A 13,120-nucleotide genomic window follows, 5' to 3' on the forward strand; every position below is an offset into this window, starting at 1 on the left:
TTACGATGCCGTAGGTTACGGAACCGTAGGGACCGTCGTAACGGAACCCGGGAAAGGTTTCCCTCAGCCCGGCACCTGTCTTCAACCCACGAAACCCCACAGGGGACGCCCATGACCACGCGCTCCGATGTGATCGCAGACGCCCCGAAGGCGCCCGACGGCTCGACACCGCCCTCCGCGACGCTCGGCGGTGAGCAGAAACGCTCGATCGAACAGATCACGCTGCTCCTCTTCATCACCGTTCCGTTCCTCGCCCTGCTCGCGGCGGTGCCGCTGGCCTGGGGCTGGGGGGTGAGCTGGCTCGATCTGGGCCTTCTGGTCTTCTTCTACTACCTCGGCTGCCACGGCATCACGATCGGCTTCCACCGCTACTTCACGCACGGCTCCTTCAAGGCCAAGCGGCCCCTGCGGATCGCGCTGGCGATCATGGGGTCGATGGCGGTCGAGGGGCCGCTGGTGCGCTGGGTGGCCGACCACCGCAGGCACCACAAATTCTCCGACGCCGAGGGCGACCCCCACTCGCCGTGGCGGTTCGGTGAGACGGTCCCGGCACTGATCAAGGGCCTGTGGTGGGCCCACATCGCCTGGATGTTCGACGAGGAGCAGACCCCGCAGGAGAAGTACGCGCCGGATCTGGTCAAGGACCCGGCGATCCGCGCGATCTCCCGCCAGTTCATCTTCTGGACGATGCTCTCGCTGGCCCTGCCCGCCGTGATCGGCGGTCTGGTGACGATGTCCTGGTGGGGCGCGTTCACCGGCTTCTTCTGGGGCTCCCTGGTCCGTGTCTGCCTCCTGCACCACGTGACCTGGTCGATCAACTCGATCTGTCACGCGGTCGGCAAGCGGCCCTTCAAGTCGCGGGACCGCTCGGGCAACGTGTGGTGGCTGGCCGTGCTGTCCTGCGGTGAGTCCTGGCACAACCTGCATCACGCCGACCCGACCTCGGCCCGGCACGGGGTGATGCGGGGCCAGCTGGACTCCTCGGCGCGGTTCATCCGCTGGTTCGAGATGCTCGGCTGGGCGTACGACGTGCGCTGGCCGTCACGCTCGCGTATCGATTCGCGCCGGATCACGGACGGGGACGGCTCCGGACGCAAGGAGGAGACCGCCGAGGCGGCATGATGGACGCCGTGGCGACCGACTCCAGCAGTACCCCGAGCAACGAAGCGAAGCCGCGGCGCGTGCGGCGCACCCGGATGACGGGGGCCGAGCGCCGCGCCCAGCTTCTGGAGATCGGTCGCACGCTGTTCGCCTCGAAGGGCTTCGAGGCCACGTCGGTGGAGGAGATCGCGGCGAAGGCCGGCGTCTCCAAGCCGGTGGTGTACGAGCACTTCGGCGGCAAGGAGGGCCTGTACGCGGTGGTGGTGGACCGTGAGATGCGCCGGCTGCTGGACATGGTGACGAGTTCCCTGACCGCAGGCCACCCCCGCGAACTGTGCGAACAGGCGGCCTTCGCCCTCCTCGACTACATCGAGGAGCACACGGACGGCTTCCGCATCCTGGTCCGTGACTCCCCCATCCCCCAGTCCACGGGGTCCTTCGCCTCGCTGATCTCGGACATCGCGACCCAGGTGGAGGACATCCTGGGCCGCGAGTTCAAGAGGCGCGGCTTCGATCCCAAGCTGGCCCCGCTGTACGCCCAGGCCCTGGTCGGCATGGTCGCCCTGACCGGCCAGTGGTGGCTGGACGTGCGCCGCCCGAAGAAGGCGGAGGTGGCGGCGCATCTGGTGAACCTGGCGTGGCACGGCCTGGACGGCCTGGAGGCGAAGCCGCGCCTGATAGGACGCCGGAAGTACTGAGCCGCCCGGCGCAGCCGTCCCGCCGTCGCCTCCGGCGCCCCTGCCTCGCCGGACTCGGCCACAACCTGGGAGCAGCACACATGCACTCCGCACCGGGCCCGGAGTGGGAGACCGCCTGCCGGATCTGCGGGCACGACGACGATCCGGAACCCTTCTGGGAGGGCGGCCGGCCCAACGAGGGCGCCATCTGCCCCTGCTGCGGCAATGAGCCCAGCATGAAAGACGTCAGCGTGATCGGGTTGCGGGAGAATCGCGGTCACTGGCTCGGCCAGGGCGCTCCCTGGGATTCGCCCAGCTTCCGTCCGAAGGACTGGGACATCCTCGAGCAGGTCAAGAACATCCCGGCCGAGTGGCGCTGACCGGGCACCGGCACATACGACGGCCCGTGCACCCCGGGGGTGCACGGGCCGTCCGTCTGCGTACCGTCAGTGTTTGAAGGTGTCCTTCGTCTTTTCCTTGGCCTGGCGGGCGTCGCCCTTGGACTGCGCCATGCGGCCCTCGGCCTCCATACGCTCGTTGCCGACCGCGCGGCCCACGACCTCCTTGGCCTTGCCCTTGACCTGTTCCTTCTTGGCCTTGGCCTTCTGGTCTCCTGCCACGGTTCTCACTCCCAGCGATTGCAGAGTCCGTTGTCATCGATGCGGGTGACCCGGCCCGCCCCGCTCAAACCAGGAACTCCAGCCGGTTGCCCACGGGGTCACGGGAGGAGAAGCGCAACCGCCCCGGCAGGCCCTCGTCCCACACGACCGGCGCGCCGAGCGCGTCCAGCCGGTCGGCGTAGGCCCGGATGTCGGTGACCCGCAGCCCGGGATGCGCCTTCCTCGCCGGGGTGAATCCTTCCTCGATCCCCAGGTGCAGCTCCGCGGCCCCCGCCCGGAACCAGCAGCCGCCCCGGGCCGCGAGCACCGGCGGCTTGGGGATCTCGGTCATGCCGAGGACGCCGACGTAGTAGGCGCGCAGCAGGTCCTCCGAGCCGGGGGGCGCGGCGAGCTGTACGTGGTCCACGGCCGCGAGCATCAGCCCTCCTTGCGGGCGACGGCGAAGATACGGCGGAACGGGAACGGCGTGCCGTGTGCCCCGGCCGGGTACGCCTCGCGCAGGGCCGCCCGGTACTCGGCGAGAAAGGCATCCCGGGCCTTCGGGTCGTCGGCGAGCGCGGTCAGGACGGGCCGCAGACCGGTCCCCTTGACCCAGTCCAGGACCGGGTCCTCGCCCTGCAACAGGTGCACGTACGTCGTCTCCCACGCGTCCACCGCGCAGCCCAGGTCGGCCAGCTCCGCCAGATAGCCGGCGGGCGACAGGACGGCGTCGCCGTGGCGCAGGGTCTCCGCGAGTCCCACGGACCCGGCGAGTTCGCGCATCAGCCGGTGGCTCGGGGAGTCGAAGTTGCCGGGCACCTGGAAGGCGAAGGTGCCGCCCGGCGCGAGTCCGTCCACCCACGCCCCGAAACGCTCCGCGTGCCCCGGCACCCACTGCAGCGTCGCGTTGCTGACGATCAGGCCGTACGGCTGCGCGGGCGTCCAGGTGCGTGCGTCCGCGTGGGCGAAGTCGAGCCGGCCGCCGCCGGACGTGGGGCCGGCGTACTCGGCACGGGCCTTGTCGAGCATCTCGGCGGAGTTGTCGTAGCCGGTGATCCGGGCGGTCGGCCAGCGTGCGGCGAGCAGCGCCGTCATGTTGCCGGGGCCGCAGCCCAGGTCGGCGATCAGGGGCGCGTCCCCCGGCGGTTCCGGGACGCGGGCCAGGAGGTCGGTGAAGGGGCGGGCGCGGTGGTCCGCGTGGCGCAGGTACTGGGCCGGGTCCCAGGTGGGAGTCGTCATGCCGTCCACCTTCCCCGTCGATTTATCTTGATGTCAAGAGACTTGACTTCAAGAGACTTCACATCGACACAACCACTACACTGATCGTCATGGAGGACGAGGTCGATCGGCTGGTCGCTGCGTGGCGCCGGGAGCGCCCTGACCTCGACGTGGAACCGCTCGAGGTGCTCAGCCGGGTGAGCAGACTGGCCCGGCACCTGGACCGGGCACGCCGGCTGGCCTTCGCGGAGCACAGTCTTGAGCCCTGGGAGTTCGACGTGCTGACCGCGCTCAGGCGCGCGGGGACGCCGTATCAGCTCTCCCCCGGGCAGCTGCTGACGCAGACTCTGGTCACCTCGGGCACCATGACCAACCGCATCGACCGGCTGGCCAAGAAGGGCCTGGTGGAGCGGCTGCCCGATCCGAGCGACCGGCGCGGGGTGCTGGTCCGGCTCACGGAGGACGGCAAGGACCGCGCGGACCAGGCCCTCGCCGGTCTGCTGGAACAGGAGCGCGCGATCCTCGCCGAGCTCTCCCGTGCCCAGCGCGGGGAACTGGCCGGGCTGCTACGCCAGTTGACCGCCCCGTTCGACAACATCCCCGGCTAGGTCGACCGGCCCCACGCCCGCGCGCCGCGCCAGAGCCACGGCGGCCAGGGTGGAGTGGACGCCCAGTTTGCCGAGGACGTTCTGCATATGGGTGCGGACGGTGTGCGGCGAGAGGAACAGCCGGTCGGCGACCGCCTTGCGGCCCAGGCCGGCGACCATGCAGCGCAGCACCTCCCGCTCGCGCGGGGTGAGGGACTCCACCAGCCGCTCGCTCTCGGTGCGGTGCTTGCGGGCGGCGGTGAGCTCCCTGAGCACTCCGGTGAGCAGGGCGGGCGGCAGATGGGTCTCGTCGCGCAGCACCCCCCGGATGACGGTGAGCAGCCGGGACAGCGAGCAGTCCTTGGCGACCCAGCCCGACGCGCCGGCCTGCAGGGCGAGCGCGGCCCGCCGCGGATCGTCCTTCTCGGCGAGCACGACGATCCGGACCGCCGGCTGCCCGGTACGGACCCCGGCGACCAGCGATATGCCGTCGACAAGACCCTCCTCGCCGCCGTCCTGCACGGACATGGCGGGCCTGATGCCCTGGACGTTGCCGCCCAGATCTGCGTCGACGAGCAGCACGTCGAAACGGCGGCCCTCGGCGGCCGCGCGCTCCAGACTGCGCAGCGCGGCGGGACCGCTGCCGGCCGCGGAGACCTCCACGTCGGGCTCGGCCGCCAGTGCGGCGGCGAGCGACTCGGCGAAGATGCGATGGTCGTCGACGACCAGGACTCGGATGCGAACCACGAAACCCCCTTCCCCAAGCTCTCGAAGAGCAGGGGATACCCCATCGTCTTCGTCTGAGGACGACTCGGGAGACGACACCGCCGCGGGTACGACGCCCCAAGCACGATGGCCGCACGGCCGCCGCCGCGCAAGAACTGCTACCCCCGCTTCGGGCGCCGTACCCGACTGTCTCGCCCCCCTGATCAGCACCGGCCCCCACCGGTGCTGTTCATCAGGGTAAGGCCGGGGGGCAGGAGCGGAAGGTTATTTGCAGAACTGGCTGTCCGGTGCGTTTATGGTGAGCCGCATGTTTCGTCTGGAGACAGAAGTCGACAAAGCCCGGCAAGATCTGCTCCGCAAGCGGCTGCGGGACACCAACACGGCCGCCTCCCCGGTCCTGCGCGCACTGCGCGGAACCCCTGGTGAACGGGAACTTCCGCTCCATGTCTGGGCGTTGGACGACTCCGGCGCCCTGGCGGGCGGGCTGGTCGGCCACACCTGGACGAGCTGGCTGCACGTGACGTATCTGTGGGTCGACGCACGGCACCGCGGGGCGGGCCTGGGTTCGCAGTTGCTCGCACGGGCGGAGCGCATGGCCCGGCGCGGCCGGGGCTGCACCGCCGTACGCCTGGAGACCTGGGACTTCCAGGCGCCGGAGTTCTACAAGAAGCAGGGGTACGAGGTGGTGTGTGTGATCCCGGACTATCCGCCGGGGGCCACGGAGTACACCCTCACCAAGATGCTCACCGTCTGAAGCGCCAGGAGCCCGGCTCGTCCGCCGGCGCCAGACCCAGCTCCCCTGCGATGCCGGCCGCGCGGCGGTGGGAGACGTCGGGGTAGTGCGCGGGGTGCACCTCGATGACCCCGTGGTCGTCGGCCGAGGCCGTGCGCAGCGCCTCGCGGAGCGTGTGTTCCTGGTCCGCCACCCGGGCCCGCTCCTCCCGCCGCCGGGCGACGGCCGCGCCCCGGCGGCTCGTGGCCGCGATCACGCCGAGTGCGATCAGCGCGAACGCCCCGACGCCCAGGACGTCACCGGTCGCGTGCGCGCCGCCCGGGATCCGGGGACGCAGGACGCCCTCGGGGTCCGCGAGGACGGTGACCCTCTGCCCGACGGCGAAGCTGCCGGATCCGGCTTGCAGGGCGGGGCCGGGGAGCCTGGTGCCGTCGAGGCGCGCGAGGGCGTAGTCGTAGGTGTCCGCCTCGCGCCCCCGGTCCGGGGCGGGCCAGTCCCGTACGACGGTGGCGGTGATCCGTTCGCCCCGTCGCTCCAGGGTGAGGTCGTCGCGGGCCAGGTCGGCGATGTACACGGCCACCAGGGAGGCCCCCACCACCAGGAGCGCGGCTGTCACGCCCGTCTCGTCCGCGCACAGCTTCGTCAGCAGCAGGGCGAGGAGCACCCCGTGCGCGATCCACAGGGGCACCAGGAGTCCGTAGCCCTGGTGGTCCGCCAGGAGGAAGAAGCCGACGATCGCGGCGAGCGCGTAGCAGCCGATGCCGATCGCCGACAGGATGCGAAGGCGCCCTCGACTCACGCTCCGACGCTACTGGGGCGTACGTCAGGGAGAGGCCCGGCTTTCCCCAAGTTCGGATCAAGCCGGGCAAAACAGCGGTCAGCCGGTCTCAGACCAGGCGTCGCGCCCCTGCCGAGGGCACCGCCTCGAACACCCGCGGAGCGGTGAACTCCGCTGCGGCGAAGGCCTCTTGGACCGCCTTGGTGAGGGGCTCGACGTCGGCCGCCTCCGCCAGCACGATCGCCGAACCGCCGAAGCCGCCGCCGGTCATCCGCGCGCCCAGGGCGCCCGAGGCGAGGGCGGTGTCGACGACCAGGTCCAGCTCCGGGCAGGAGATCCGGAAGTCGTCGCGCAGGGAGGTGTGACCCGCGACCAGCACGGGGCCGATCGCGCGGGTCTCGCCCGACTCCAGCAGGGCAACGACCTTCTCCACCCGCTCGTCCTCGGTGACGACGTGCCGGACCAGGCGTACGGCCTCCTCGTCGTCCCCGAGCCGCTTGAGGGCCGCGTCGAGCTCGCCGTAGGGGATGTCCCGCAGCGCGTCCACGCCCAGCAGGGCCGCACCCCGCTCGCAGCCCGCGCGGCGCTTTCCGTACTCGCCCTCGCTGTGGGAGTGCTTGACGCGGGTGTCGACGACGAGCAGGACCATGCCCTCGGCGGCGAGGTCGAAGGGGATCTGCTTCTGGGCGAGGTCCCGGGTGTCGAGGAACAGGGCGTGGCCCGTCTCGCAGCAGGCGGACGCGGTCTGGTCCATGATCCCGGTGGGGGCGCCGACGTAGACGTTCTCGGCGCGCTGGCACAGCCGGGCCAGCTGCCAGCGCTGGAGGCCGAGGTCGAAGAGGTCGTTCAGCGCGAGCGCGATCACGACCTCCAGGGCCGCCGACGAGGACAGGCCCGCGCCCGCCGGGACCGCCGAAGCGAGGTGGACGTCCGCGCCGGTGACCGGATGGCCGGCCTCGCGCAGCGCCCAGACGACACCGGCCGGGTACGCGGTCCATTTCCGGTCGCTCTCGGGCGCGAGGTCGTCGAGGCGCAGCTCCACGACACCGCCCCCGATGTCCGAGGAGTGCAGGCGCAGAACGCCGTCCGTGCGCCGGGAGACGGCCGCGACCGCGGTGTGCGGCAGCGCGAAGGGCATCACGAAGCCGTCGTTGTAGTCGGTGTGCTCACCGATGAGGTTGACGCGGCCCGGGGCCGACCAGACCCCCTCGGGCTCTGTTCCGTACAGCTCGACGAAACCGTCCCGGACCTGCTGTGCCGCCACTACTGCTCCCTCGTTGCGCTGATGTTCTGCGCGAACTCCCAGGCGTCCGCGACGATCCCCGCGAGATCCGCGCGGGACGGGTTCCAGCCCAGCTTCTCGCGGGCGGTGGCGGCGGAGGCGACCAGGGTGGCCGGGTCGCCGGCCCGGCGTGGGGCCACGACCTCGGGGATCGGGTGGCCGGTGACCTGGCGGACGGTCTCGATGACCTGCCGGACGGAGAAGCCCTCGCCGTTGCCGAGGTTGCAGATGAGGTGCTCGCCCGGCTTGGCGGCCGTCAGCGCCAGCAGGTGGGCCTCGGCCAGGTCGGCGACGTGGATGTAGTCACGCACGCAGGTGCCGTCCGGGGTCGGGTAGTCCTCGCCGAAGACGTTGATCGCCTCGCGCCTGCCCTGGGCGACCTGGAGGACCAGCGGGATGAGGTGCGACTCGGGGTCGTGGCGCTCGCCCTGGTTGCCGTAGGCACCGGCGACGTTGAAGTAGCGCAGGGAGACGGCACCCAGCCCGTGGGCGTTCGCCTCGCTGGTGATCATGAAGTCGACGGCGAGCTTGGAGGCGCCGTACGGGTTGGTGGGCTTCGTGGGCGCCGACTCGACGATCGGCACCTCCTCGGGCTCCCCGTACGTGGCGGCCGTGGAGGAGAAGACGAGCTTCTTGACGCCGGCCTCGCGCATGGCACCGAGCAGTGCCATGGTGCCGCCGACGTTGTTGTCCCAGTACTTCTCGGGCTTCACGACGGACTCGCCGACCTGGGAGGAGGCGGCGAAGTGGAGCACGCCGTCGAAGGAGGAGTCCAGCCACTTGGCCGCGTCGCGGATGTCGCCCTCGACGAAGGCGGCCCCGGCGGGGACACCCTCGCGGAAGCCGGTGGAGAGGTTGTCGAGGACGACGACCTCGTGCCCCGCCTCGAGCAGATGCTGGGCCACGACCCCGCCGACATACCCCGCGCCACCTGTCACCAGGTACTTCATGAACTCGCTACCTCTCGCAGTCGCTGTGCCGCGGCCTCCGGACGGATGTCGTTGATGAAGACGTTCATGCCCGACTCGGACCCCGCGAGGAACTTCAGCTTGCCGGACGTACGGCGAATGGTGAAAAGCTCGAGGTGCAGCGCGAAGTCGTCACGGCTGACGCCCTCGAACTCCTCCAACTGCCCGAACGGCGCCTGGTGCCAGCCGGCGATGTAGGGCGTCGAAGGCTCGTTCTCCCCGAAGATCCGGTCGAAGCGCCTCAAGAGTTCCAGATAGACCTTGGGGAACTCTGTGCGGGCCTCCTCGTCGAGGCCGAGCAGATCCGGCACCCGGCGCTTCGGGTACAGGTGCACCTCGTACGGCCAGTGCGCCGCGTAGGGCACGAAGGCGACCCAGTGCTCGCCCTCCAGGACGACCCGCTCGCCGGCGAGCTCGCTCTCCAGGACGGCGTCGAAGAGGTTCTCCCCTCCGGTCGCCTCCTTGTGCGCCGCGAGAGAACGCAACATCAGGGCGGTGCGCGGGGTGGTGAACGGGTAGGCGTAGATCTGGCCATGGGGGTGACCCAGGGTCACACCGATCTCCGCACCCCTGTTCTCGAAACAGAAGACCTGCTCCACGGAGGGCAGATGCGACAGCTCCGACGTCCGGTCGGTCCATGCGTCCAGGACGAGCCGTGCCTGCTCCTCCGTGAGATCCGCGAAGGACGCGTTGTGGTCCGAGGTGAAGCAGACGACCTCACAGCGCCCCGAGTCCCCGGCCAGCGAGGGGAAGCGGTTCTCGAAGACCACGGCGTCGTACGACGAGTCCGGGATCTCACTCAGCCGCTCGCCCTGCGAGGGGCACAGCGGGCACTCGTCGGCGGGCGGGTGGTAGGTGCGCCCCTGTCGGTGCGAGGCGATGGCCACGGAGTCGCCGAGCAGCGGATCCCGACGAACCTCCGACGTGGTGACAGTCCGCTCCAGCGGACGTCGGTCCACGGCGTCGCGGACGGTGTCGTCGCGCAGGTCGTAGTAGATGAGCTCGCGACCGTCGGCCAGCCGGGTCGAGGTCTTCTTCACCGCTGCGCTCCTTCACTCAAACATAACTAAACACAAGTAACCATCATCGCCCACCCACGTCAACATCGGAATCAAACAAAGCGCATCAGTCGAGGTGTTCAATTGCTGACTATGCAAAACCCCACAAAAGGCGCAGAAACCGCATATCTAGCGGCTGAGCTGAGGCTCCCCACCAACTGGCTCGACTACACGATCCTCGGCATCTACTTCGTCGTCGTCCTCGGCATCGGTTTCGCGGCCCGCCGCTCGGTCAAGACGAGCCTCGACTTCTTCCTCTCCGGCCGTTCCCTGCCGGCCTGGATCACGGGTCTCGCCTTCATCTCGGCCAACCTGGCCGCGACCGAGATCCTGGGGATGGCCGCCAACAGCGCGCAGTACGGCGCCTACACGGTCCACTGGTACTGGATCGGCGCCATCCCGGCCATGGTCTTCCTCGGCCTGGTGATGATGCCCTTCTACTACGGCAGCAAGGTGCGCTCGGTCCCCGAGATGCTCCTGCTGCGCTTCGACAAGTGGGCCCACCTCCTCAGCTCGGCGCTGTTCGCCTTCGCGGCGATCCTGATCGCGGGCGTGAACCTCTACGCCCTGGCGATCGTCGTGGAGGCCCTCCTGGGCTGGCCGCAGTGGGTGGCCATCGTCGTCGCGGGCGCCTTCGTCCTGGCCTACATCACCCTCGGCGGCCTCTCCTCCGCGATCTACAACGAGGTCCTCCAGTTCTTCGTGATCCTGGCGGCCCTGATCCCCCTGGTCGTCCTGGGCCTGAAGAAGGTCGGCGGCTGGGGCGGCCTCACGGACAAACTCACGGCGGAACACGGAGCGAACTTCACGACCGCCTGGGGCGGCACGGGCATCGGCAGCGCGAACCCGCTGGGCGCGAACTGGCTGACGATCGTCCTCGGCCTCGGATTCGTACTGTCCTTCGGCTACTGGACGACGAACTTCGCGGAGGTCCAGCGGGCCCTCTCCGCGAAGAACCTCTCCGCGGCCCAGCGCACCCCCCTGATCGCCGCGTACCCGAAGGTCTTCATCGTGTTCCTGGTGATGATCCCGGGCCTGGTGGCGGCGGCCCTGATCCCGGGCTTCGGCACCGCCGACTCGGGCTACCAGTACAACGACGCCATCCCGTACCTGATGGAACAGCTCCTGCCGAACGGCGTCCTGGGCATCGCGGTCACCGGCCTCCTGGCGGCCTTCATGGCAGGCATGGCGGCCAACGTCTCGTCCTTCAACACGGTGTTCACGAACGACATCTGGGGCCGCTATGTGCAGCGGGGCCGCGAGGACGCGTACTACGTCCGCTTCGGCCGCCTGATCACGGTGATCGGCGTCTGCGCCTCCGTGGGAACGGCCTTTCTGGCGTCCTCCTTCTCGAACATCATGAGCTACCTCCAGACCCTGTTCTCCTTCTTCAACGTGCCGATGTTCGTCGTCTTCATCATCGGCATGTTCTGGAAGCGCGCGTCCACGAAGTCGGGCTTCTGGGGCCTGCTCGCCGGCACGGTGGCGGCGATGGTGAACTACTTCTGGATCTACAAGCAGGGCATCATCGACATCCCCACAGACCAGGGCGCCAACTTCGTCTCCGCGATCGTGGGCTTCGTGGCGGGCGCGGTCGTGATGATCGCCGTCTCCCTGTTCACGGCCCCCAAGCCCGCCGAGGAACTCCAGGGCCTCGTCTACGGCACGACGTCCCCCGGCATGTCCGAGCCCCCCGGTGTCGGCGACGACGCCTGGTACCGCAGGCCGGCCCTGCTGGGCTGGGGTGCGGTGGTACTGGCGGCCGCCTGCTACATCCCGTTCTCGTTCTGACCGCGGGAGGATTGAGGAACCATGTCCGAGCACCACGGCTACTCCGAACACGACGTCCAGCGGGAAGTCTCCGAACTCCAGGCCAAGTCGGCCACCGCGGCCCGCATCTTCGACCTGCGCCGCATCATCGGCGGCCTGTTCGTCCTCTACGGCATCATCGTCACGATCGCCGGAATCAACCCCTCCGACTCCTCCCTCGACAGGTCGGAGGGCATCAACATCAACCTCTGGACCGGCCTCGGAATGCTGCTCCTCGGCATCTTCTTCCTGGTCTGGCTGAAACTGAAGCCGGTGGCGCCGGTGCGGGTGGACGAACCGGAGGAGTGACGGCGCCTGAGGGGGTGCCGGGTTCGGTTGTGGGGCGGGTGCGGGTCCGTCGCGGCTGGTCGCGCAGTTCCCCGCGGGCAGCTGCGCTGGGCTTGAGCGGGGCGCCTGAGGGGGTGCGTCGCGGTGTCGGCGGGCGGGTGCGGGTCCGTCGCGGCTGGTCGCGCAGTTCCCCGCGCCCCTGGGTGGGTGCAGTCGCCTGCACCAGGATGAGCCGTTGGCCGCGTACGGCGGGCAGGGGACGGGGTGGGGGGTGTCCGCCCGCAGCGGCCGGCGTCCGTTACCGAGCACTGTTAGAGCAGCCGAGCCGCCGGACCGAGGACGGATACCCCCCACCCCGGCCCCGACCCACCCACCGGACGGAACGCGCTACACACGCCCCCACCGGGGCCGCAGCTGCGCCGCAGGCATCAGGGGCGCGGGGAACTGCGCAAAAACGCCCGCCCCCACCGAACCCGCACCCAACCGTCAACCGGACCCGGCACCCCCAACCGGCCCCGCCCGGTCCAGCAACCCCGTCCGCGCAGCCAACGCCGCCGCCTCCAACCGAGACCCCACCCCCAGTTTCATCAGCACCCGCTGCACATGCGTACGCGCGGTGGACGGCGCTATCCCCATCCCCGCCGCGATCAGCCGCGTGTCCTCCCCGTCGGCCACCCGCACCAGCACCTCCACCTCCCGAGGCGTCAGCATCTGCAGCAACCGCTGCCCCTCGTCGTCCGGCTGGGCCGCGGGATTCAGCAGCTCACTGAACGCCCCCTGAAGCAACTGCGGAGCCACCGCCGCCTCCCCCGCCCGCGCCTTCATGATCGCCCGCTCGACCCCCTCGATGCGCTCGTCGTGCCGGACGTACCCCGACGCCCCCGCCGCGAACGCCGCCGCGATCCCCCGCGGACTCGGCACCGGACCCAGCACCAGCACCGCCACCTGCGGCCGCTCCCGCTTGATCTTCACGACCGGGTCGAACATCCCCGGCTCGGCCGGCGTGGCCGTCCCCAGCAGGCACACCTCGGGCGCCCGGCTGATCACCAGCTCCGCCGCCCCCGCGGCAGGCGCCGCCGCCGCGAGCACCCGGTGCCCGCGCAGTTTCAGCGCCGAGGCCAGCGCCTCGGCGAGCAATCGGTGGTCGTCGACCACCATGAGCCGAACTCCCATCGAGCAACCCCCCAGTCCCCCCATGGATCCGCGTGAATGCCCCACTATGGATGCCCACTGATCCGCACAGGCAGAGGCCTTCTCCCAGCACCCCCGCCCTTCATGCCCCCGGAAGCTACACGC

16 protein-coding genes are annotated in these 13,120 nt (G+C 70.2%); 7 read left to right on the plus strand and 9 right to left on the minus strand.

Going from position 1 to position 13,120, the window contains the following annotated elements; translation table 11 throughout:
- Positions 1–111: 111 nt before the first annotated feature.
- The 3 genes from H293_RS0126515 to H293_RS0126525 all read left to right on the plus strand — a co-directional run bounded on the left by H293_RS0126515 (position 112) and on the right by H293_RS0126525 (position 2,158).
- Positions 112–1,122 (plus strand): acyl-CoA desaturase, encoded by a 1,011-nt coding sequence (locus tag H293_RS0126515; RefSeq protein WP_020120868.1) that lies wholly within the window; start codon positions 112–114, stop codon positions 1,120–1,122.
- Positions 1,119–1,799 (plus strand): TetR/AcrR family transcriptional regulator, encoded by a 681-nt coding sequence (locus tag H293_RS0126520; protein ID WP_028808220.1) that lies wholly within the window; start codon positions 1,119–1,121, stop codon positions 1,797–1,799. Before H293_RS0126515 ends, H293_RS0126520 begins: the two co-directional genes overlap by 4 nt.
- An 80-nt stretch (positions 1,800–1,879) precedes the next feature.
- On the plus strand, positions 1,880–2,158 hold the full coding sequence (locus H293_RS0126525) for a hypothetical protein (RefSeq protein ID WP_020120870.1): 279 nt from the start codon (positions 1,880–1,882) through the stop codon (positions 2,156–2,158).
- A gap of 66 nt (positions 2,159–2,224) precedes the next feature.
- On the opposite strand, the gene H293_RS55195 is transcribed toward H293_RS0126525, so the two are convergent.
- The 3 genes from H293_RS55195 to H293_RS0126540 all read right to left on the minus strand — a co-directional run bounded on the left by H293_RS55195 (position 2,225) and on the right by H293_RS0126540 (position 3,616).
- Positions 2,225–2,398, minus strand: a complete 174-nt coding sequence (locus H293_RS55195) for a CsbD family protein (RefSeq protein ID WP_020120871.1) — start codon at positions 2,396–2,398, stop codon at positions 2,225–2,227.
- 64 nt (positions 2,399–2,462) lie between these two features.
- Positions 2,463–2,816, minus strand: coding sequence for a VOC family protein (locus H293_RS0126535; RefSeq protein ID WP_020120872.1), 354 nt, complete (start codon positions 2,814–2,816; stop codon positions 2,463–2,465).
- Positions 2,816–3,616 carry a trans-aconitate 2-methyltransferase gene (locus H293_RS0126540; protein ID WP_020120873.1) on the minus strand — a complete coding sequence of 267 codons (801 nt, stop codon included), beginning with the start codon at positions 3,614–3,616 and terminating at the stop codon, positions 2,816–2,818. Before H293_RS0126540 ends, H293_RS0126535 begins: the two co-directional genes overlap by 1 nt.
- An 89-nt stretch (positions 3,617–3,705) precedes the next feature.
- Here H293_RS0126540 and H293_RS0126545 point away from each other — a divergent pair, with 89 nt between their 5' ends.
- The gene (locus tag H293_RS0126545; protein WP_007382615.1) at positions 3,706–4,203 is read left to right on the plus strand and encodes a MarR family winged helix-turn-helix transcriptional regulator; all 498 of its coding nucleotides are present in this window, start codon (positions 3,706–3,708) and stop codon (positions 4,201–4,203) included.
- Here the strand turns inward: H293_RS0126545 and H293_RS0126550 are convergent.
- Positions 4,162–4,929, minus strand: coding sequence for a LuxR C-terminal-related transcriptional regulator (locus H293_RS0126550; RefSeq protein WP_020120874.1), 768 nt, complete (start codon positions 4,927–4,929; stop codon positions 4,162–4,164). The genes H293_RS0126545 and H293_RS0126550 overlap by 42 nt on opposite strands.
- A gap of 274 nt (positions 4,930–5,203) precedes the next feature.
- Between H293_RS0126550 and H293_RS0126555 the strand changes: the two genes are divergently transcribed.
- Positions 5,204–5,662: a GNAT family N-acetyltransferase gene (locus H293_RS0126555; protein ID WP_028808222.1), complete on the plus strand. Its 459-nt coding sequence runs from the start codon at positions 5,204–5,206 to the stop codon at positions 5,660–5,662.
- On the opposite strand, the gene H293_RS0126560 is transcribed toward H293_RS0126555, so the two are convergent.
- The 4 genes from H293_RS0126560 to galT all read right to left on the minus strand — a co-directional run bounded on the left by H293_RS0126560 (position 5,652) and on the right by galT (position 9,709).
- Complete coding sequence (locus tag H293_RS0126560) at positions 5,652–6,440, minus strand: hypothetical protein (RefSeq protein WP_020120876.1); 789 nt, start codon at positions 6,438–6,440, stop codon at positions 5,652–5,654. The two genes, H293_RS0126555 and H293_RS0126560, sit on opposite strands and share 11 nt — an antisense overlap.
- Before the next feature lie 88 nt (positions 6,441–6,528).
- The gene (gene galK / locus H293_RS0126565) at positions 6,529–7,683 is read right to left on the minus strand and encodes a galactokinase (protein ID WP_020120877.1); all 1,155 of its coding nucleotides are present in this window, start codon (positions 7,681–7,683) and stop codon (positions 6,529–6,531) included.
- A complete protein-coding gene (galE, locus tag H293_RS0126570) occupies positions 7,683–8,651 on the minus strand; it encodes a UDP-glucose 4-epimerase GalE (protein ID WP_020120878.1) in 969 nt (322 codons plus the stop codon). Before galE ends, galK begins: the two co-directional genes overlap by 1 nt.
- Positions 8,648–9,709, minus strand: coding sequence for a galactose-1-phosphate uridylyltransferase (gene galT, locus H293_RS0126575; protein WP_020120879.1), 1,062 nt, complete (start codon positions 9,707–9,709; stop codon positions 8,648–8,650). Before galT ends, galE begins: the two co-directional genes overlap by 4 nt.
- Before the next feature lie 111 nt (positions 9,710–9,820).
- On the opposite strand from galT, the gene H293_RS0126580 reads away from it, so the two are divergent.
- Both H293_RS0126580 and H293_RS0126585 read left to right on the plus strand, forming a co-directional pair.
- Positions 9,821–11,518 carry a sodium:solute symporter family protein gene (locus H293_RS0126580; protein WP_020120880.1) on the plus strand — a complete coding sequence of 566 codons (1,698 nt, stop codon included), beginning with the start codon at positions 9,821–9,823 and terminating at the stop codon, positions 11,516–11,518.
- A gap of 21 nt (positions 11,519–11,539) precedes the next feature.
- Positions 11,540–11,845: a membrane protein gene (locus H293_RS0126585; RefSeq protein ID WP_020120881.1), complete on the plus strand. Its 306-nt coding sequence runs from the start codon at positions 11,540–11,542 to the stop codon at positions 11,843–11,845.
- A 465-nt stretch (positions 11,846–12,310) separates the two neighbouring features.
- Here H293_RS0126585 and H293_RS0126590 read toward each other — a convergent pair whose 3' ends face one another.
- Positions 12,311–12,997: a helix-turn-helix transcriptional regulator gene (locus H293_RS0126590; protein WP_078612670.1), complete on the minus strand. Its 687-nt coding sequence runs from the start codon at positions 12,995–12,997 to the stop codon at positions 12,311–12,313.
- Positions 12,998–13,120: the final 123 nt, after the last annotated feature.

It is taken from the genome of Streptomyces canus 299MFChir4.1 (assembly GCF_000383615.1).
GTDB lineage: Bacteria > Actinomycetota > Actinomycetes > Streptomycetales > Streptomycetaceae > Streptomyces > Streptomyces canus_C.